At 34.6% G+C, this 19,867-nt stretch carries 20 protein-coding genes; 16 read left to right on the top strand and 4 right to left on the bottom strand.

All coding sequences use genetic code 11. The features are described from left to right. Nucleotide 1 precedes the first annotated feature (1 nt). From BR52_RS06735 to helD, 11 genes are all read left to right on the top strand, one after another. Nucleotides 2-814: a Cof-type HAD-IIB family hydrolase gene (locus BR52_RS06735; protein ID WP_034570667.1), complete on the top strand. Its 813-nt coding sequence runs from the start codon at nucleotides 2-4 to the stop codon at nucleotides 812-814. Beyond that, nucleotides 801-1,979: an MFS transporter gene (locus BR52_RS06730; RefSeq protein WP_034570665.1), complete on the top strand. Its 1,179-nt coding sequence runs from the start codon at nucleotides 801-803 to the stop codon at nucleotides 1,977-1,979. The genes BR52_RS06735 and BR52_RS06730 overlap by 14 nt, the downstream gene beginning before the upstream one ends. A 189-nt stretch (nucleotides 1,980-2,168) precedes the next feature. Next, the gene (locus BR52_RS06725; RefSeq protein WP_034570663.1) at nucleotides 2,169-3,281 is read left to right on the top strand and encodes a M20/M25/M40 family metallo-hydrolase; all 1,113 of its coding nucleotides are present in this window, start codon (nucleotides 2,169-2,171) and stop codon (nucleotides 3,279-3,281) included. Between the two features lie 26 nt (nucleotides 3,282-3,307). Continuing rightward, entirely contained in the window at nucleotides 3,308-4,147 is an 840-nt protein-coding gene (locus BR52_RS06720; protein WP_034570660.1) for a YitT family protein, read from the top strand. A 21-nt stretch (nucleotides 4,148-4,168) separates the two neighbouring features. Continuing rightward, nucleotides 4,169-5,332 carry a hypothetical protein gene (locus BR52_RS06715; RefSeq protein WP_034570657.1) on the top strand — a complete coding sequence of 388 codons (1,164 nt, stop codon included), beginning with the start codon at nucleotides 4,169-4,171 and terminating at the stop codon, nucleotides 5,330-5,332. Between the two features lie 20 nt (nucleotides 5,333-5,352). Next, nucleotides 5,353-5,514 carry a hypothetical protein gene (locus tag BR52_RS12925; RefSeq protein ID WP_162919148.1) on the top strand — a complete coding sequence of 54 codons (162 nt, stop codon included), beginning with the start codon at nucleotides 5,353-5,355 and terminating at the stop codon, nucleotides 5,512-5,514. Between the two features lie 150 nt (nucleotides 5,515-5,664). Beyond that, nucleotides 5,665-7,017: an Nramp family divalent metal transporter gene (locus BR52_RS06710; RefSeq protein ID WP_034570653.1), complete on the top strand. Its 1,353-nt coding sequence runs from the start codon at nucleotides 5,665-5,667 to the stop codon at nucleotides 7,015-7,017. 134 nt (nucleotides 7,018-7,151) lie between these two features. Then, a complete protein-coding gene (locus BR52_RS06705) occupies nucleotides 7,152-7,634 on the top strand; it encodes a nucleoside deaminase (protein WP_034570650.1) in 483 nt (160 codons plus the stop codon). Nucleotides 7,635-7,654: 20 nt separating this feature from the next. Next, complete coding sequence (locus BR52_RS06700; protein WP_034570648.1) at nucleotides 7,655-8,359, top strand: YjjG family noncanonical pyrimidine nucleotidase; 705 nt, start codon at nucleotides 7,655-7,657, stop codon at nucleotides 8,357-8,359. A 2-nt stretch (nucleotides 8,360-8,361) separates the two neighbouring features. Continuing rightward, entirely contained in the window at nucleotides 8,362-8,775 is a 414-nt protein-coding gene (locus BR52_RS06695) for an acyl-CoA thioesterase (protein WP_034570645.1), read from the top strand. A gap of 124 nt (nucleotides 8,776-8,899) precedes the next feature. Continuing rightward, on the top strand, nucleotides 8,900-11,194 hold the full coding sequence (helD, locus tag BR52_RS06690; protein WP_034570642.1) for an RNA polymerase recycling motor HelD: 2,295 nt from the start codon (nucleotides 8,900-8,902) through the stop codon (nucleotides 11,192-11,194). A 39-nt stretch (nucleotides 11,195-11,233) separates the two neighbouring features. Here helD and BR52_RS06685 read toward each other — a convergent pair whose 3' ends face one another. Both BR52_RS06685 and BR52_RS06680 read right to left on the bottom strand, forming a co-directional pair. Beyond that, nucleotides 11,234-12,091 (bottom strand): DegV family protein, encoded by an 858-nt coding sequence (locus tag BR52_RS06685; protein WP_034570640.1) that lies wholly within the window; start codon nucleotides 12,089-12,091, stop codon nucleotides 11,234-11,236. Then, entirely contained in the window at nucleotides 12,088-12,660 is a 573-nt protein-coding gene (locus BR52_RS06680; protein ID WP_034570637.1) for a DUF1836 domain-containing protein, read from the bottom strand. The genes BR52_RS06685 and BR52_RS06680 overlap by 4 nt, the downstream gene beginning before the upstream one ends. 155 nt (nucleotides 12,661-12,815) lie before the next feature. Here BR52_RS06680 and BR52_RS06675 point away from each other — a divergent pair, with 155 nt between their 5' ends. Continuing rightward, nucleotides 12,816-14,240 (top strand): cryptochrome/photolyase family protein, encoded by a 1,425-nt coding sequence (locus BR52_RS06675; RefSeq protein ID WP_034570634.1) that lies wholly within the window; start codon nucleotides 12,816-12,818, stop codon nucleotides 14,238-14,240. Between the two features lie 35 nt (nucleotides 14,241-14,275). Here the strand turns inward: BR52_RS06675 and BR52_RS06670 are convergent, their stop codons facing one another. Next, nucleotides 14,276-14,746 (bottom strand): Dps family protein, encoded by a 471-nt coding sequence (locus BR52_RS06670; protein ID WP_034570632.1) that lies wholly within the window; start codon nucleotides 14,744-14,746, stop codon nucleotides 14,276-14,278. Between the two features lie 86 nt (nucleotides 14,747-14,832). Next, a complete protein-coding gene (locus BR52_RS06665) occupies nucleotides 14,833-15,786 on the bottom strand; it encodes a LacI family DNA-binding transcriptional regulator (protein ID WP_034570630.1) in 954 nt (317 codons plus the stop codon). Nucleotides 15,787-16,015: 229 nt separating this feature from the next. Between BR52_RS06665 and BR52_RS06660 the strand changes: the two genes are divergently transcribed. From BR52_RS06660 to BR52_RS06645, 4 genes are all read left to right on the top strand, one after another. Continuing rightward, on the top strand, nucleotides 16,016-16,873 hold the full coding sequence (locus tag BR52_RS06660; protein WP_034570627.1) for a methyltransferase domain-containing protein: 858 nt from the start codon (nucleotides 16,016-16,018) through the stop codon (nucleotides 16,871-16,873). 304 nt (nucleotides 16,874-17,177) lie between these two features. Next, the gene (gene queG / locus BR52_RS06655) at nucleotides 17,178-18,329 is read left to right on the top strand and encodes a tRNA epoxyqueuosine(34) reductase QueG (RefSeq protein WP_236707194.1); all 1,152 of its coding nucleotides are present in this window, start codon (nucleotides 17,178-17,180) and stop codon (nucleotides 18,327-18,329) included. A 27-nt stretch (nucleotides 18,330-18,356) separates the two neighbouring features. Next, nucleotides 18,357-18,869: a tRNA (uridine(34)/cytosine(34)/5-carboxymethylaminomethyluridine(34)-2'-O)-methyltransferase TrmL gene (gene trmL / locus BR52_RS06650; protein WP_034570624.1), complete on the top strand. Its 513-nt coding sequence runs from the start codon at nucleotides 18,357-18,359 to the stop codon at nucleotides 18,867-18,869. A gap of 149 nt (nucleotides 18,870-19,018) precedes the next feature. Next, nucleotides 19,019-19,825, top strand: coding sequence for a TraX family protein (locus BR52_RS06645; protein WP_034570622.1), 807 nt, complete (start codon nucleotides 19,019-19,021; stop codon nucleotides 19,823-19,825). The last annotated feature ends 42 nt before the right edge of the window (nucleotides 19,826-19,867 follow it).

The raw sequence follows: 19,867 nt of genomic DNA, 5'->3' as shown, positions 1-19,867 counted from the left end.
GATGATTAAAATGGTTGCTGTAGATATGGACGGTACTTTTTTAAATGAAAATAAGGAGTATAACCGTTCACGATTTAAAAGAATTTATCGGGAAATGAAGCGTAAAGAAATTAAATTTGTAGTAGCTAGTGGCAATCAATATTATCAATTAAAATCCTTTTTCCCAGAAATAAGTGATGAAATTTCTTTTGTGGCTGAAAATGGAGCGCTAGTCATTAGTGAAAAAGAAGAATTATTTTGTGGAAAGTTTGAAGAGCCACTCGTTCATGAAATGCTCGCATTTTTAAGCAAATCCCCACAAATTCAAGTGCTTTTATGCGGTCGCAAGAGTGCCTATGTGGATGAAAAGGAGTCTGAGGACTTTAAACAAACTAGCAAAAAATTCTATCATCGTTTAAAGACAGTCACGGATTTAACTCAGCTAGAAGAGGATGTTTTTTTTAAGTTTGCTTTATCTGTACCCAAAGAAGAAACTGAGAAATTAGTGATGCATTTAAATAAAGAGTTCCAAGGTAAATTCGTAGCTGTTTCAAGTGGTCATGGCGAATTAGACTTAATTATACCAGGTTTTCATAAGGCAAATGGTTTGGAAATTCTGCAAAAAAAATGGGGGATTTTAGATGAGGAGCTGGCCACTTTTGGTGACGGAGGCAACGACGTTGAAATGTTACGCAAAGCAGCCTTTAGTTATGCAATGGCTAATGGCAGTCAAGCAGTTAAACTTGCGGCTAACTATAGTGCACCTTCTAATGAAGAGGAGGGGGTTTTAAAAATAGTAGAAGAATTACTGGAGTTGGGTGATGAAAAAAAATAAACCGATTTTTAAGCTATCGCTATTAAGTATGTCTCTACTAACCGGTTCAGCAACAGCAATCACTGGAATTTTACCCGTTTTAAAATCTAGTTACCCCAATGTATCGCAGTCTTTGATTGAAAGTTTAGTCACACTTCCAAGCCTAACAATTTTAATTTTCACTTTATTAAGTAGTTTTGTTGCAAAGAAAATTGGGAATAAACAGACGGTTCAGCTAGGTTTAATGATTGCTCTTGTAGGAGGAGTTACTCCTTTTTTTATAACTAATTTTACGGCGCTATTAATTATGCGTTTGGTATTTGGTGTGGGTATCGGTTTGTTCACACCGTTAGCCATTAGTCTTATTAGTATGTTTTTTGAAGGGGATGAGCGTGCCAATTTACTTGGTTACCAATTAGGGACAATGGCACTGGGGAACGCTTTGTTGATTTTTTTAAGTGGTATGTTATTAAAACATGGCTGGAACGTCTCCTTTTTAGTCTATCTATTGATTATTCCAGTTTATCTATTTGTAACGTTCAATATTCCTGAACCGCCAGTATCTCAGGATGGATTTTTAATTAAAACAGAATCTAGTAAAACATCCATTAAATTAAATAAAGAGATTCTATTCTTGATTGTGCTCTGTTTTTTTACATTTTTAATTATTTGGATTGTCCAGTTAAAAATGCCGCTTATATTTTCAGAAAGAGGATTGAATAAAAATAATCCTGCAAGTCTAGTATTAAGTTTAATGAATGTAGGCGGTTTAGTTGCAGGTCTTCTATTTGGAAGAGCTTTTGTTCTTTTTCGACATAAATTATTGCCTCTGGGGTATTTGCTAGCGGGTATGAGTATTTTATTTATTAGTCTGTCTAAGTCTGGTATTATGATTGCTTTTTGGGCTATTTTTTTCAATTTTATTTATTCGTTTACAGGCCCGTATATTATTTTAAAAGTGAATCAAATCTCCCCTCGCTCGTTGCTGACGCTGTCAACTGCTTTGATTTCAGTTTCAATGACGTTAAGCCAGTTAGTTACGCCCTTTTTTTGGAATGGTCTTGGAGCTTTGATAGGAATAGATTCAGCTTCTATGATTATTCGATTAGCAGGTGGCTTTGCTTTTATCATTGGTGGGATTCTTTCTTTAAGATTGATACAATTGAAACGTGTGAAAAACGACTGATAAGTTCCATTATCAGTCGTTTTTTTTTAAAGTGGTTAAATTTGCCAACAGATTAAAAAACGATTAAAATTATAATAAATAACAAATAATAATCTTTTCTTCTATTGAAATTTATAGGGTTATATGTAAAAAAATAACGAAATCTGTATTTTTATCTAGGAGAGGGATTTAGAGTGGAGGGGAAGTAAAATGGAGAAAAAGCGTGTAGTGGAAACCTTTATTGAATTGGTAAAAATGGATTCAGAATCTAAAAAGGAAGGACCTTTTCAAGCTTTTTTAAAAGGAAAATTTGAACGTTTAGGCTTAGAGGTTTATGAAGATCAAACAAAGGAACAAACTGGATTAGGAGCGAATAATTTACTTTGTCGATTAGCAAAAACGAAGCATGATGGCACGTCGCTATTATTTTCTTGTCATGTGGATACCGTTAGTCCAGGGGTTGGCATTGAACCTATCATTAAAGACAATGTCCTCTATTCAAAAGGTGAAACTATTTTAGCAGCAGATGATAAAGCGGGAATTGCAGTAATGTTGGAGTTAATTCAACGAATAAAAGAGGAAGCTATTCCTCATGGTGGACTAGAATTTATTTTATCTCCGGGTGAAGAAATAGGTCTTGTTGGAGCAAATGCGTTTGATTGCACTCTTTTGGAGTCAGAAATTGGGTTTGTCTTAGATAACGGAGGACCGGTTGGAAGTATTACGGTTGCCAGTCCAACCTTAATGGGCTTAGATGTTGAAATTAAAGGTAAAACGGCCCATGCAGGATTAGAGCCTGAAAAAGGTGTTTCTGCTATTGAAATCGCAGGTATTGCGATTGCTAAAATGAAATTAGGTCGCTTAGATGAAGAAACAACTGCAAATATTGGGACAATTAATGGGGGTGTTGCGAGTAATATTGTTGCGGATGAAGTAAAAATTACTGCTGAAGCGCGTTCGATTTCTCACGAGGCGTGTGTTACACAAGTGGAAGCGATGGTGGCGGCCTTTGAAGATACTGCAGCCGCAATGGGAGGTTCGGTTACAATTACTCAGGATACAAAATCAACAGGCTATCGCTTAACACCAGAACATACTACAGTCAAGTTAGCTGCTAAAGCACTTCAAAAAATAGGCTGTCAAGTCAATTATGATGTTAGTGGTGGCGGAAGTGATGCCAATGTCTTTAATAGTAAAGGCAAAGAAGTTGCCAATTTATCTATCGGTTATGAAAAAATTCATACATTGGATGAGTATTTGCCAATTGATGAATTAGAAAAAGCAGTCGAATTAGCGGTTCGATTAGTGAAAGAAGTAGAGTAGCTTTCCTTAAGAAAGAGGCGAATAATATGAAAAATACGATGAAGCAGATTCCTATTGTTACACTAGCAATTGCGATTTTAGGTGTGAGCATTAATATGTTTTTAGCACCTCATCATATAGCTGCTGGTGGTGTTAGTGGAATTGGAATTTTAGCTGAGCAGGCATTCGGTATTGATCGAGCACTGGTCGTTTTAGTACTAAATGTAGTAATGTTAATTTTAACCTTCTTTTTTTTAGGAAATACTGTTTTTATCCGTACGGTAATAGGGAGTATGTTGTTGCCCCTTTCCTTAGCTGTCGTACCGGAAGTAATGGTTACGCAAGATCGTTTGCTCTCTGTTATATTTGGAAGCGCATTATTTGCAGTTGGCGTTGCCATACTTTATAAAATTGGAGCGTCAAGTGGTGGGACAACGATTCCTCCTTTGATTTTTAAAAAGTACTTTGGCTTAAATACTTCGGTGGGGTTACTGTTTACAGATGCTATTATCGTACTATTCAATATTTTTGTGTTTGGTGTGGAAGAATTCTTATATGCCATTTTATCAATTGTAATTACGTCGATTGTCATGAGTTACATTGAAACTGGTTTGAAGAGAAGAAAAGCGATTATGATTATGAGTGAAACCCACATCGAAGCTATAAAATTGGTTTTACAAGCAAATAGTAATCGTGGAATTACAGTATTTTCAGTATCTGGTGGGTATACGGGAACCGAAAAAAATATGTTGATGATTGTGATGGATAATCAAGAATATCCTGGACTATTAAAGTTGATTAATGAGGTCGATAGTAAAGCCTTTGTAATTGCCTATAATGTTTCAGAAGTTCATGGGTTAGAGTTCACATATCAGCCATTAGGATAAATAAAAAAGGAGTGATTTGTTATGAATGCAGTGTTGGCTTTTACGATTGTAATGCTTATTTGGACCATTAGTGATTTTGTTTCAAAGAAAACGAAGTCGTTGCTCTCTTCTTTACTGGTAGCATCTATTATTTTTCTGATTGGATTTAAATCTAATCTTCTACCCAAAGATATTTTGCCAAACTCTTCTTTACTAGCTTTAGGAACAACGGTAGTCGGATTTATCATCGTCCATATTGGAACGATGATTAGTATTGAAGAATTGAAACAGCAATGGAAGACAGTGGTAGTTGGTGTTTCGGCAATTATTGGAATTGCAGTTGCCTTGTTACTAGTGGGCCCTTTGTTTGAAAGTCGCAACTATGCAATTGCAGCAATCGGTGCAGTTAGTGGTGGAACGATTTCAATTATTATTGTTCAAGAAGCTGCTTTAGCATTAGGCTTGTTGTCTGTAGCGGTTTTACCGGTTTTAATTTCTGCTTTGCAAGGATTAATTGGGTTTCCGTTGACATCCATTATTTTAAGAAAAGAAGCAAAAAGATTGCAAGGGGAGTATCGGGCCGGAACCTTAAAAACGGTAAAGGTAGAAGCAAAGGAGACCGAGCAAAAAAGCAAATTACCTGAAGCTTTTCAAACGACTGCGGGTACATTGTTTGTAGTAGGCGTTATTGTCTTGATTTCCACTTTGGTTAACAATCTCACTGGAGGGTTACTAAATACCTTTATTGTAGCCTTATTATTGGGAGTTACGTTGCGTGCCTTTGGAATTTTAAAGCCTAATATTTTAACTGGAATTGATGCATATGGGTTGATGATGTTAGCCATTTTAATCATTATTTTTGGTCCATTAGCAACGATTGAACCTCAGGATTTAATTGACTTGATTGTACCGATTTCATTATCCTTCTTAGTTGGGGTAAGTGGCAGTATTTTATTTGCAATCATTACAGGAAAGTTGTTAGGGTATAGTTTGTTAATGTCAATTGCGGTAGGGTTAACGTCACTTTATGGTTTTCCTGGAACAATGATTTTGAGTCAAGAGGCAGCGAAAAGTATTGCGGAAACGGAAGAAGAGAGACTTGCAATTGAAGCTCAAATTTTACCGAAAATGATCATTGCGGGTTTTTCAACAGTAACGATCACGTCGGTTTTTATTACTAGTATTTTAGCAGGCTGGATTCAATAAGAAATGGAAGTGACTAGAAAATGAAGAATGGTGTTAGAGCGACAGTTAAGACGGGCATTTCATTTGGAACAGCCTTAGCTATTGTCATCTCCTATGTGAAGTGGCAATCTATTTTATGGGCGATGATTCATGGTGTGTTTGGTTGGGTGTATGTTATTTATTACGCCATTGTATACCGTTGATTTAAATAGGGAAAAGCTGGTCTTTAACGAGATCAGTTTTTTTATTTTTTTATTAATTTAGGTATACCGAAAAAATAAATTGACAAATAAATAAAATAGGTTCATACTAAACTAGAATTAAGAAAACATGAGGAGACAGGAGGATTAAATATGTCTAATGGAGAGAAACATGAATCCAGTGGTTGGATTCGAAAATCACATAATGTTAGTTTAGAAGAAGTAAATAGTACGATTAAAATTCCTAAAAATGCAGGTTTCTTCAGAAAGTTATTTGCATTTATGGGCCCAGGAGCTCTTGTTGCTGTCGGCTATGTTGATCCAGGAAATTGGGCGACATCCATTGCTGGGGGTGCGCAATTTGGTTATACTCTTTTGAGTGTAATTTTAATTTCTAATTTAATTGCCATGCTGTTGCAAGAAATGTCCGCTCGTTTAGGGATTGCCACCGATATGGATTTAGCACAAGCAACGCGAAATTCTGTTGGAAAAAAAGTAGCCATTCCTTTATGGATTTTAACGGAGTTAGCCATTATTGCAACAGATATTGCGGAGGTTATTGGTTCAGCCATTGCCTTAAATTTATTATTTGGTTTGCCATTAATTGTAGGTGTCGCCATTACGACGTTAGATGTACTGGTTTTATTGTTGCTACAAAAAAAAGGATTTCGTATTATTGAATCGATTGTCGTTGTATTGATGATAACAATCTTTGTTGTATTTTTATTTGAAGTGATTTTGTCAAAACCTGAAATGGCAGAATTATTAAAAGGGTATGTTCCAAGTACACAAATTGTAACCAATCCTAAAATGTTATTTATTGCGCTAGGGATTTTAGGTGCGACTGTTATGCCGCATAATTTGTATCTCCACTCTTCAATTATCCAAACAAGACAGTATGAACGTAACTTAGTTGGTAGAAAAGAAGCGGTTAAATTTGCTAAAATTGATTCCTTTTTATCTTTAACAGGTGCCTTCATTATCAATTCGTTGATTCTAATATTAGGAGCTGCAGCTTTTCATGGAACAACAAATACGATTAATGAAATTCAAGATGCGTATCAATTATTAAGTCCAACGTTTGGCGTCGCAGCTGCGAGCACTTTATTTGCGATAGCGTTGCTTGCTTCGGGTCAAAACTCAACGATTACAGGAACATTGAGCGGTCAAATCGTGATGGAAGGCTTTATTCATATGCGTGTAGAGCCTTGGGTAAGACGTGTGATTACTCGTCTTATTGCTGTTGTGCCGGTCTTTATTGTGACATGGTTAATGGGAGCAAAAGGAACGGGTGAGTTGTTGTTGTGGAGTCAAGTAATCCTGAGCTTGCAACTGCCTTTTGCAGTCGTACCTTTAGTATTGTTTACCAGTGATAAAAAGAAAATGGGCAGTTTTGTTAATCCAATGTGGGTCAAAGTGATTGCTTGGTTTGCAACGGTTTTGATTATTGCGTTAAATATTTTCTTAGTAGGCTATATTTTAATGACTGGTCAAGATTTAGGCTAATAAAAAGAAAGAGTCAACTTTTGAAGTTGGCTTTTTTTGATACTTTTATTAAAAAAATAGTGTTAAAAAGAAGTATTTGATTTGTAAATAAGGTAAAATAGAAGAAATGATTTTGACTTAGGAGGAAGAATAAAATGGGATTTCAAACACATGAAGAGTACTTAATGCGTTGCGTTGAACTTTCAAAATTGGCAAGGGAACATGGCAATACACCCTTTGGTGCGTTATTAATTGATAAAGAGGGTACCATACTTTTGGAACAAGAGAATATTGAAATTACAGAAAATATTTGTACGGGTCATGCGGAAACCACTTTAGCAGCTCGTGCTTCACAGAAGTACTCTAAAGAATTTTTATGGGATTGCACACTTTATACAACAGCCGAGCCCTGTGCGATGTGTACGGGAACGATTTATTGGGGCAATATTGGTCGAATTGTGTTTGGCATGACTGAAAAGCGTTTATTGGAATTGACAGGTGACGATGAACAAAATCCAACTTTTGATTTGCCAAGTCGTACTATTTTAGCTCATGGACAAAAGGACATTCAGGTTCTTGGACCCTTTCCAGCAGTCGAAAAAGCAGCAGCAGCCGTTCATGAAGGCTATTGGAACTAAATTTTTAGGGGGATAAGAAAATGACAGCCTATCAAACATTATTATTTGATGTAGATGATACCTTACTTGATTTTGGTGCAGCAGAGGATTTAGCGTTGCGCTTACTTTTTGAAGAACAAGGTTTTCAATTAACAAAGGAAATTGAAGCACATTATAAACAGATGAATCAAGGCATGTGGCGCTCTTTTGAAGCAGGTGAAATGAGTCGTGATGAGCTTGTAAATAGTCGTTTTTCATTGCTGTTTAAAGACTATGGGAAAGAGGTAGATGGCCCATTAATGGAAAAGCATTATCGAAAATTTTTAGAAGAGGGGCATCAATTAGTTGCTGGAGCATTTGAATTGATTACAAATTTAAAAGATGACTATGAGTTATATATTGTAACAAATGGTGTCTCTACGACTCAAGATAAGCGCTTAAAAGATGCAGGTTTGCATCCCTTCTTTAAAGATATCTTTGTATCAGAGGCAACTGGTTTTCAAAAGCCGATGCCGGAGTATTTTGACTATGTATTTAAGCGAATTCCTGATTTTTCTGTTGAAAGAAGCATCATTATTGGGGATTCGTTAAGCTCTGACATTAAAGGTGGTGAACTGGCAGGACTTGACACTTGCTGGTTTAATCCGTATTCTTTGCCAAATACAACGGGCTGTAATCCTACTTATGAAATCAAAAAATTAGAAGAGCTTTATGAAATTTTAGCAAATGGCAGAAATGAGGGGTAACGATGAAATTAAAACCCTATACAAGAAAAACATTTTTTTATGAAACCGATCAAATGGGTATTATCCACCATTCAAATTACATTCGCTGGTTCGAAGAGGCACGATTTGATTTACTTGAGCAAATCGGCTATGGAAGTGATTTTTTAGAACGTGAAAAGTTAGGAAGTCCCGTTTTAAATGTAAACTGTCAGTACAAGGCAATGACTCGTTTCAATGAAGAAATAGCGATTCAAGTAGTTGTTCGAGAATGCTCGAAGGCAAAATTGACTTTTTCTTATCAAGTTGTAGGAACACAAGATCAAGTGGTGCGTGCTACTGGAGAAAGTTCCCATTGTTTTTTAAATGAAGCTGGAAAAATCATTTCCATTCAACGTCAATTTCCAGAACTTTATCAGCTGTTAAATGAAATCATATAAACATAAGAAGAAAGATTTTTTAGTGACTAAAAAATCTTTCTTCTTTGTACTTTTGGGTTAAAATAACTAGCAAATTCAATAACCAAGTGGTATACTGACAACTATTCAATTGTGGAGGTCTATTATGGGAAACAATGAAAGTGAATTACAATATGAACAAAATCGAGTAGATTATACCGTCAAGGAAATCAAAAAACGTGAGGCTATACTTGATGTTTCAATTGACCATGTTAGAGAAGAAGCCAAAGAAATTCGAACTAATTTTTGGAATGACGTAACAGTCAATTTAAGTAGTTCTGACGATGTGATTGAGACTGAAATCAGTATTAGACAGCAAGAACAATTGCTACGAGAACGAGAGCAAAACTATAAACATGTCGAAAAACAATTAAGCTCATTCCAGCAATTAAAAGATTCGCCTTATTTTGCTCGGATTGATTTAAAAGAAAAAGAGGGCGAAATAGAATCGATTTATATTGGAACCTCTTCATTTATTGATGATGAGGATCATTTTTTGGTATACGATTGGCGTGCGCCTATTTCGAGCGTGTACTATGACGGCAGTTTAGGGGAAGTAGCCTATCAAACACCTGTTGGTGAACAGTTAGTAGATGTTTCTTTAAAACGACAATTTCTAATTAAAAAAGCTCAAATTCAAACGATGTTTGATTCAAGTGAAACGATTGGCGATGAGATGTTGCAAGATATCTTAGGAGATCAATCAAATGCTCAAATGAAATCCATTGTATCAACAATTCAAAAAGAACAAAATAAAATTATTCGCGACACCAAAAGTCATCTGTTATTTGTTCAAGGAGCAGCAGGAAGTGGGAAAACCTCTGCGATTTTACAACGAATTGCCTATCTATTGTATCAATTTAGAAATGAAGTTGATTCAAACCAAATGATGATTTTTTCACCTAATAAGTTATTCAATCATTATATTTCCAATGTGTTACCTGAATTAGGTGAAGCGAATATTCAACAAACTACCTTTTTAGATTTTGCCTCTTCACGAATTAAAAACATGGAAATTAAAGATTTATTCGAGCAATTTGAAAATGAAAAAAACCAAAAGCGTAAAAATATTATAGCGTTTAAAGAAGAGCCTATTTTTTTTAAAGCATTAGAACGCTACGCTCAATTATTAGAAACTCAAGGAATGATTTTTAAAGATATTGTCTTTCGTAACAAGGTACTAATGAGTAAGGAAAAAATTAAGACATTGTTTTATTCTTTTCCAGAACACTATACATTGCCACAACGATTGCTTTATACAACTCAAAAATTAAACGATCGATTAGATGAAATTGCTAAAGTAGAAGCTAAACGAAGCTGGGTAGAAGCTCAAATTCAATTGTTGAATGAAGAAGAATATCAACGAATGATTCCCACCCATCAGAAGTTTAAAAATTACCAAGAAGAAGTGTTGTTTATTGGAACTAAAATTGTAAATCGTCAATTAAAAAAAGTAAGACGTATGATTGCCCAGTTTAATTTTTTCCACTACAAGGCTCAGTATGCAAATTTTTTAAAGGTTCTTCCTAAATTAGTCTCATTAGAAAAATATTCTATTACACATGAGCAATGGATAACGGAGCAAAAACGAGTAATCCTAGATTTAAATCAACGTGTTTTATTGATGGAAGACGTAGTTCCTTACTTGTATTTAAGAGATGCGATTATCGGTAAAGAGTCTTTAAGAAAAATCAAATACATCTTTATTGATGAAATTCAAGATTACTCCGTGTTACAAATCGCCTATTTAAAATCTTTGTTTCCAAATGGTCGCTTTACCATGCTTGGAGATTTAAACCAAGCTATTTTCAAAAATAAACTGGCAAAAAATACATTGCTGGAAGAAATCAAGCCAATGTTTGACGAAACAAAAGTCAAAGCCATCCAGTTGACGAAAACATACCGTTCAACGAAAGAAATCACAAATTTTACTAAAGGTATTTTAATGGACGATTCATTAATTGAGCCCTTCGACCGATTGGGAGAGATACCTGAATTAGTTATAACGCATTCAAACCGTAGTTGGTTAAATAATATTTTGACGCAAGCAAAAAAATATGAAACAGATTCACAGCTAACAGCAATTATTGGCAAAACAAAAAAAGAGTGTGACTATCTTTATAACCAATTAAAAGATGTCCTTTCCGTAAATCTAATCAGTTTTGAAAATCAACAATTAGCAGAAGGAATCATGATTATTCCTTCCTATCTAGCTAAAGGTCTTGAATTTGATACTGTGATTGTTGCAAATGCCTCAGCTAAAAATTATTCGTTGGAAGAGGAACGCACCTTGATGTACACTATTTGTTCTAGAGCCATGCATCGTTTGATTGTAAATAGCTTTGGAGATTCTTCTTTCTTGTTTGATAATGTGTCGCCAGATCTGTATCTAAAAAAATAAAAAAAAGCGATAGAATCTTAGATTCTATCGCTTTTTTTTTTAATCTAATAGCTGGACGCAGATGCCAATTAAGCCAGGTCCTGTATGAACCCCTAAAGCTGGACTAACAGGTCCTTCAAACATTGCAAGGCTATTTGGGAAAAGATGTTGCAAGTGTGCTTTGATTATACTTGCTTCAGGAACTGCGTCACCATTAACAACAGCTAGTCTGAATTTTTGGTGATCGCCAATGTATTCTTTAACTAATTGAATCGCATTTTCTAAACTCTTTTTACGTCCTCTTGCTTTTGAAACAGTGTAGTAAACACCTTGTTCATTACATGAAATAATGGGTCTTAGGTTAAGCGCATTTCCTAAAATAGAAGAAACTAACCCGATTCTACCACCTTTTTTTAAATATTCCAATGTTGCAACTGAAAAGAAGACTTTTGTTTTAGAGACGTTAAGCGTTAATTGTTCTTTGATAGCTGAAAAAGAGAGGCCTTCTTCTATTAGTTTTGCAGCTTCAACTGCCTGAATGCCACTTCCGATGCCGATATTTTTAGTGTCTAAAACAAAAACATCTAAGTCAGTAAAATCTTCTGCAATTAAGCGCACAAGATTATTTGTTCCGCTTAGCCCACTTGAAATAGTTACCACGATTACCTTTTGATACCCGTCTTTTTTGATTGATTCAAAGATATCTGTAATCACTTGACCATCAGGTAACGAAGTAGTTGGTACTTCATTTTTCAAGTTTTGGTATACCTCTTCCGCAGTAATATCAACTTTATCAGTGTAAACCCGATCTTTGTAAATAATATTTAAAGGAATCACAAACATTCCATACTTTTCAATAAATTCTTCTGGTACATCGGTACATGAATCGACTAATAACGCAATTTTTTCTTGGTTCATTCTAATTCCTCCTCAGGATGTGTTCGTAATTGATTTTTTCCAAGTGAGATTGCCTTTTTGGCTAATAACTGACTAGCAAAGGCAAGGGTCGCTGTTTTTAAGGCGATAAAATCTGCTGAAATAGGTTGATCAAAAATCGCGATACTCTTTTCACCAGTTGCTTGACGAGCGACGACTTTTAAGGCTTGTTCCTGTTCATCACAAAAGAGATTAAATGAGGCATTAATGCCACTGACAGATGCTTGAAACAGAATACCATCCTTAATTTCTTGAATAGTAAAGACTTGCTTTAAAATGGTAATCGCAATTAAAAATGCGAGATGTTTTCGATTGTATTTCTTTTTGATAGGAGCTGGAATTAGCCCTAGTTTCACATAATTATTAATCATGGCAGCTGTAATGATTTTTTGATTCGGTTGCACGATTAACGGTGACAGGTATTTCTCAATCAAGGTTAAGACTTGATCCATATAAAGTTCGATATCAGGTAATAAATTCCATCGAGGTAATTGAAATTCTTCAATGGTTTGTCCCCAAAGGGCTAATTCTTCATTTGTATTTTTCAACATAGGCACCTTCTTTAATGAATGTAAATACAATTTAACATAATTAGTTTAATTACGCAATGTAATTATCGAAACTAGGTTAAAAAAGTGTTTTTTCTTGATATCTGAAACAACTTTATTGATAATGGAAGAAGACAAGCAATCAAGGAGGTTAATGAATGAGCAGAACAATTACAGGAATGTGGTTTAGAAAAGATTTGCGTTTGGTAGATAATACAGCGTTGATTGCGTTGATGAAAGAACGAAATGTCAACGAATCCGTTATGGGTATTTTTAATATCAACCCACTTCAATTAAAAAAAGGAACTCTTAACCATCAAGCCTTTTTTGCAGCAGTTGAAGAGTTTAGTCAAGAAGCAGAAAAAGCAGAATTGCCCATTCACTTTATTGTGGGGGAACCTGAAAAAGCATTTGAAACATTAAAAAAAGCAATTCCAGAATTGACTAAAATCTATTTTAATCGTGATGAACGAGGATATGGAAAAAAAAGAGATGAAGCGATGCTGACCTTTTTTTCGGGCTATAAAATTCAAGCAAATCATTTTCAAGACAGCCATTTACATGGAGTAACAGAGATCAAAAAAGATAATGGAGAAGCGTTTAAAGTATTTACACCGTATTACAATCGCTGGAAAAAACTTAGAAAGCCTCTTTTTCAAAAAGAAGAATTTGCTGATTTTGGTGTAAAGGGAGCAGATTTTAGACAGTTATTTAAAGAGGAACAAAAGTATGTGTCTGAATTGTTAGCAGAAATACCCACAGAATTGAAAGGCGAAGTTGGACTACAGCGTGCCAGAGGATATTTAAGTCGTTTTATTGACAAAAAAGTGGCGTCTTATGAAGTAGATCGTGATTATCCAGCTATTAAAGGTACCAGTCGGATATCCCGTTTTCTAAGAACGGGTGAACTGTCCATTCGTGAAGTGTATCATCGTTTAAATGAAAGCGATGAGGGAGGAAATAGCAGAGATACTTACCTCAAAGAACTTTGTTGGCGTGATTTTTATAATATGATTTATGCTGAAAATCCAGAGCAACAAACGCTGGAAATTAAAGAACAGTATCGCGGTCTTCATTGGAATCAAAATCAAGGGATGTTAATTGCTTGGAAAGAAAGAAAGACTGGCTTTCCAATCGTAGATGCTGGAATGCGTCAATTAAATCAAACTGGTTGGATGCACAATCGATTACGAATGATTGTCGCCTCCTTTTTAACAAAAGATTTATTAACCGATTGGCGTTTGGGAGAAGCCTATTTTAGCCAGCAATTAGTCGATTATGATTCAGCTAGCAATATTGGTGGTTGGCAGTGGGCAGCGTCAACTGGAACGGATGCTGTTCCATATTTCAGAATTTTTAATCCTACCTTACAAGGAAAAAAATTTGATTCTGATGGAACCTTTATTCGTTTTTATGTACCAGAATTAGCGAATGTGCCAATCGCCTATTTACATGAACCTCAAAAAATGCCCCTTGATATTCAAAAGCAAGTAGGGTGCATCGTTGGAACTGATTATCCTGAACCTATTGTGGATCATCAAAAAATGCGAAGTGAAATTTTAAGTTTATTTAAAGGACAGTAAAAAAAAGCTACGATTTTAAATCGTAGCTTTTTGGTTTATTCTGCTAAAGGAGACTTATCTAGAAAAGCTTGTAACATCCAGATTGTTTTTTCAATATCCGTTTTCATGCCAATAAGCATATCTTGAGTGGAATAGTCATCTTCTTTGCCACTTATGTCAATGCCCTCTTGGAAGACATCTTTTAAATAACGGTAATCTTCAACTAAATGTTGAATTAAGTTTTCCATTGGGATACCGAATTTTCCTTTTTTTTCTTCTAATTTTGTTGTTTCTAAGAACTCACCAAAAGTAGATAAGGGTTCACCACCAATAGCAATTAAGCGTTCTGCAATTTGATCTAACTGATCGTCTAAATCAGCCATCAATTCGTCCATTTTAGGATGCATAGTAAAAAAAGTTTTTCCACGCATATACCAATGTGTTTGATGCACGATTAAAGTGAGTTGGCTAATGTCAGCTACCAATTGATTTAAATTTGTTTGAGTTTTTGGGTAAAGACTGTTCATTATTTATTCCTCCTCTTATTTGTTAAACTTCTTACAATCTAATGGTATCGCTAATTGCGAAAAAAGTAAAATAAAAGCTACTTTAATCATGTTTCATCCGGCAATTTTAAAAAATGAGGAATGAGTTGCTTTTTTATAGTAGGATTTAATACTAATTGCAATGCAACTTTACCAAGTTCTTCTAATTGATGATTCATTGATGGAAAGTGAAGTGCTTTTCCGATTGGAAGAACTTCTTCACCGACTAGTAGCAAATCATCTGGTATTTTTAAACCTTTTTTCACGGCAATTGAGTAAATTCCTGCAGCTACCTCATCTCCATTTGCATAAATTGCAGTTGGACGTTCTTTTTGCTCAAGTAAAATTTTACCAACTCTGAGACCATCTTCATAGGTGTAACAATTTATCAGGTAATGTGACTCTGCTGACATTTGAAAAATAGTTTGGTAGGCATTGACTAACTGTTGGGTACTGTTACTGATTGATTTTTCTCGAACAGAGGTGAAGGCTACTTTAGAATGTCCAAGCTGTTTTAAGTAACTAAACACGGCTTCATATGAAGCTTTTCGATTGCTAAATGCTGCGGATACTTCAGGATGATTTGTTTCTTCGCATACAGTAACAGGGCCATAAGTAGTGTATGTTTTGATAGTTTCCCAAGAATTGGCTCTTGAAGTAATAATTAGTCCATCAATTCGTTTTTGTTTTAAAAGTTCCATATGTTTTTTCTCTTTTTGAGGGTCGTAATTAGTTGGAAGCAGTAAAATATTATAATTTAATTTAAAAGCTTCTGAAAGAACACCTTTAATAATTTTATCAAAGCAAGCGTGGTTTGTATAAGGGGAAATAACACCAATTAATTTTGTTTTTCCAATACTGAGATTGACAGCATTTTGATTCGAAGTATAATCTAAGTCATCAATGATTTTTTGAATAGATGCTCGTTTTTCCTCATTCACATAAGGGTGATGGTTCAAAACACGAGACACCATACTGACAGAATAGCCAGACAATCTTGCGATATCTCTAATGGATGTCATGGAATCATTCCTTTCGGTAAAAAAAGCTCTTTTTTATGATTATACCTTATTTAGAGTAACTTGCTCCTTTTTATTGTAAAAATTATGGTATAATAAATCGTCGTAAGAAGCTATTTTGTGTTACATAATATTGAAAATATATGGATAGTGACGGATAGCAAAGATAAGTTGTACATGAAGACCATTCAAAGGGGGATTTATGTATCGAGAATAGAAAGAAGGCTTACTAGTGAAAAAAATCGATCAGGGAATTCAATTTTTAACGGATTATATGCAATTATTTCAGTGTCCCGTTTGTCATGCTCAATTTATAGAAATAAAAGGGCATAGTTTGTGTTGTGAACAAAACCATCATTTCGATGTATCAAAAAAAGGAACTGTTTTCTTTTTAGCACATCAAGCAAAGAATGAATATGATAAAGAAATGTTAACTTCTCGCTTTAAAATTGCACAAGATGGTTTATTCAATCCAATTTTGGATGTTATTTTTGATTTAATGGGGCCAAATTATCAAGGGACGACCATTGATGTTGGTTGTGGAGAAGGTTCACAATTGGATTATTTAACTGAAAAAGGGCTAAAAGGAACTAAAATTGGATTTGATATTTCAAAGGATGCGATTCAATTAGCCAGTAGTCATTTTACAAGTGCTTTTTGGTGTGTAGCAGATTTAGCAAAATCACCGTTTGCTACTAATCAATATGATACGCTTCTAAATATTTTTTCACCTTCAAATTATCAAGAATTTAAACGGATTTTAAAAGATAATGGAACGGTTATAAAAGTAGTACCTGAAAAAAATTATTTAATTGAACTTCGTCATTTATTTTATCAAGATCAAAAAGAAAAACAAACGTATCAAAATGATTTAGTGATTGAAAAATTTCAAGAACATTTCCCTGAAATGGAACAACATCGTTGTAGCTATGAGTTCCCGCTGAATGAAGAGCAGTTTCAAGCATTAATGGAGATGACGCCATTAGGCTGGGGCGCAAGCGAGGAAGCGACAAAGTATGCGTTATTAAATCCTCTAAAAATGATTACCGTAGATGTCTGTATTTTAGTTGGAAAAAAGCAAATTAGTTAAATGTGAATGAATTGTGAACTTTTTTTGACAAAAATGAATGAGAACCGTACTAATCTGACTTTTTTTGTTGCAACAGTTCCATGGTGGTGTTATATTATTCCTAAGTTGTTTAAATTCATTCGTTTTTATCAGAGATCCATCAGATTTTGATAAAAGTTAATGAATAAAAATGAGCTTCACTAACGTATCGTTTCGCAGTGCTGGACACCGAAGCGATACGTTTTTTTTGTTTTTGTTCGAACCTACATAATATTAAAAAAGATGCTATAATAGTCAGGTGAATATGGACAAGGAGTTGATTTCAGTGTGTGCTTTAGAAATTACTTTAAAGGAAAAGATCATTCTTGAAAGCAAGCGGATTGGAATTGACAAAATTGGTTTTACATCTGCCGATCCTTTTACTGAATTGGAAGAAAAATTAGAAAAACAACAGGAAAAAGGTCACCATTCAGGCTTTGAACATTCAAATATTAAAGAACGAATTTATCCAGAATTGATTTTTGAAGAACCACGTTCAATTATTTCAATTGCATTAGCCTACCCAACTAAAATGGCGGAAGCGCCAGAAAAGGTGAAGGGGGAACGACGTGGTCAATTTGCGCGAGCTTCGTGGGGAACTGACTATCACGACATCTTAAGAGAAAAAATGGATCAATTGATTGCATACATTAAAGAAGAAGCTGCAGACGTTTCTTTTAAACCGATGGTGGATACTGGAGAATTAATCGATGTCGCAGTTGCTCAAAGAGCCGGTCTTGGATTTATTGGGAAAAATGGGCTTTTGATTACAGAAGAATTTGGTTCTTACGTTTATTTAGGCGAGATCATTACGAATATCTCCTTTTCAGTAGATAAACCTGTTCCTAATGGTTGTGGAGACTGTACCCGCTGTATTGTAGGGTGTCCAACAACTGCTTTACTTGGAGATGGTCGAATGAATGCGAAACGCTGTCTATCCTATCAAACACAGACTAAAGGTATGATGCCGTTAGAGTATCGTAAAAAAATGGGGCATGTCATTTATGGGTGCGATATTTGTCAAATGGTTTGTCCTTATAATAAAGGCAAAAATTTTCATTTTCATGAGCAAATGGAACCTGTTCCAGAAGACGTAGCACCGTTATTAAAACCTTTGTTAACCATCAGCAATCGAGAATTTAAAGAGCGTTTTGGTGTGATGGCGGGTTCATGGCGCGGGAAAAAACCTATTCAACGAAATGCGATTATTGCGTTAGCAAATTATCGTGATAAATCAGCCGTTCCAGACTTATTAAAATGTGTCGCAGAAGATCCAAGACCTGTTATTCGAGGTACTGCCGCTTGGGCAATTGGAGAAATTGGAATAAAAACTGAGGAATTGATTACTTTTATGAAAGATGCTTTTGAAAAGGAAACTGACGAAGAAGCAAAATTAGAATTAAAAAAAGCAATTGAACGATTAACAATAGCAGATTAACTGTTTACTTTAGGAGGATTTTTTATTATGCCAAACCATATTGTATTATATGAACCACAAATACCAGCTAATACTGGAAATATTGCAAGAACTTGCGCAGCAACAAATACAACGTTACACTTAATTGAACCATTGGGATTTTCGACAGATGATAAGCATTTAAAACGTGCTGGATTAGATTATTGGAATGATGTTGCAATTCAGTATCATAAAAATTTAGCTGCTTTTTTAGAGGTAGCAAATAAAGGAAAGTTGCACTTAATTACTAAATTTGGTCATGAAGTATATAGCGATGTTGATCTTAAAGATACAAAGGAAGATCATTATTTTATCTTTGGAAAAGAAACAACTGGCTTACCAGAAGAATTTATGCGTGAGCATGAAGAAGATTGTTTGCGTATTCCGATGAATGACGAACATGTTCGCTCTCTGAATTTATCAAATACAGCAGCTATTTTAATATATGAAGCGCTACGCCAACAAGAGTTTCAAAATATGGAATTAACACATCATTATGGTGAGATAGATAAATTGGATTAATGAAAAGGTTATTGCAGAGTTGTTTATGCAATAACCTTTTTTATTACAAAATTGTAAGCTAAATAGCCTACTTGTAAGGTCAATCCCACTAAAATTCAATTTATCTTCTTTATAGTAGAAAAGAGATAAAAGGAGAGGTGAGGATTATTATGGAGAAAGTAGCAAAAGGGATCACAAGCTTTCAGCTTAAATTACTAGGAATTATATTAATGGTTTTTGATCATTTAGGACAGTTTTTTGGATTTTTAGGAGCACCTGTTTGGTTTCATTGGATGGGTCGATTAGTAGCCCCAATTTTTTTATTTACAAGTTCAGAAGGATTTATTTATACAAGTAATCGAAAAAAATATTTATTACGGTTATTATATGGTTTTTGGTTTATGGGAATTGGAAATATAATTGCAAATAGATTCTTTATGAACGAGAATGAAGTGTTGATTAATAATATATTTGGAACTTTATTTTTAGGAGTTCTTTATATGTGGATTATTGAAGGGATTCGAAAAAATTGGAAATTAAAAAAACCTGTTAAGGTACTAGGTGGTTTTATTTTAGGTTTAGTTCCAATTTTATTAAGTTTTGGAGCGATATTATTAATGAATGGCCTTAATTCGAATTCTAGTTTAGTACTGTTTCAAATTTTGACAACCCTTGTTCCTTTACCGATTCTATCTGAAGGAGGTCCTTTGTTTATTTTACTAGCCGTTTTATTTTATCTATTTCATGGTAAAAAAAGTGGGCAACTTATTTCTTTAGTAGTGATAGCGGGCATTAGTTTTTTTGCGGGAACTGGAAATCCTTTTACAGAAAATTATCAATGGATGATGTGTTTAGCTGCTGTTCCGATCATTCTATACAATGGTGAAAAGGGAAGAGGAATGAGAAACTTTTTCTATTATTTTTATCCAGCACATATCTATCTCTTCTGCCTAATCGCTTATTTTATTCAGCATTAAAAAACACGATGCCTCTTTTATTCAAAAGAGACATCGTGTTTT

It is taken from the genome of Carnobacterium divergens DSM 20623 (assembly GCF_000744255.1).
Lineage (GTDB): Bacteria > Bacillota > Bacilli > Lactobacillales > Carnobacteriaceae > Carnobacterium > Carnobacterium divergens.
This window is presented reverse-complemented; position numbering and strand designations above follow the sequence as displayed.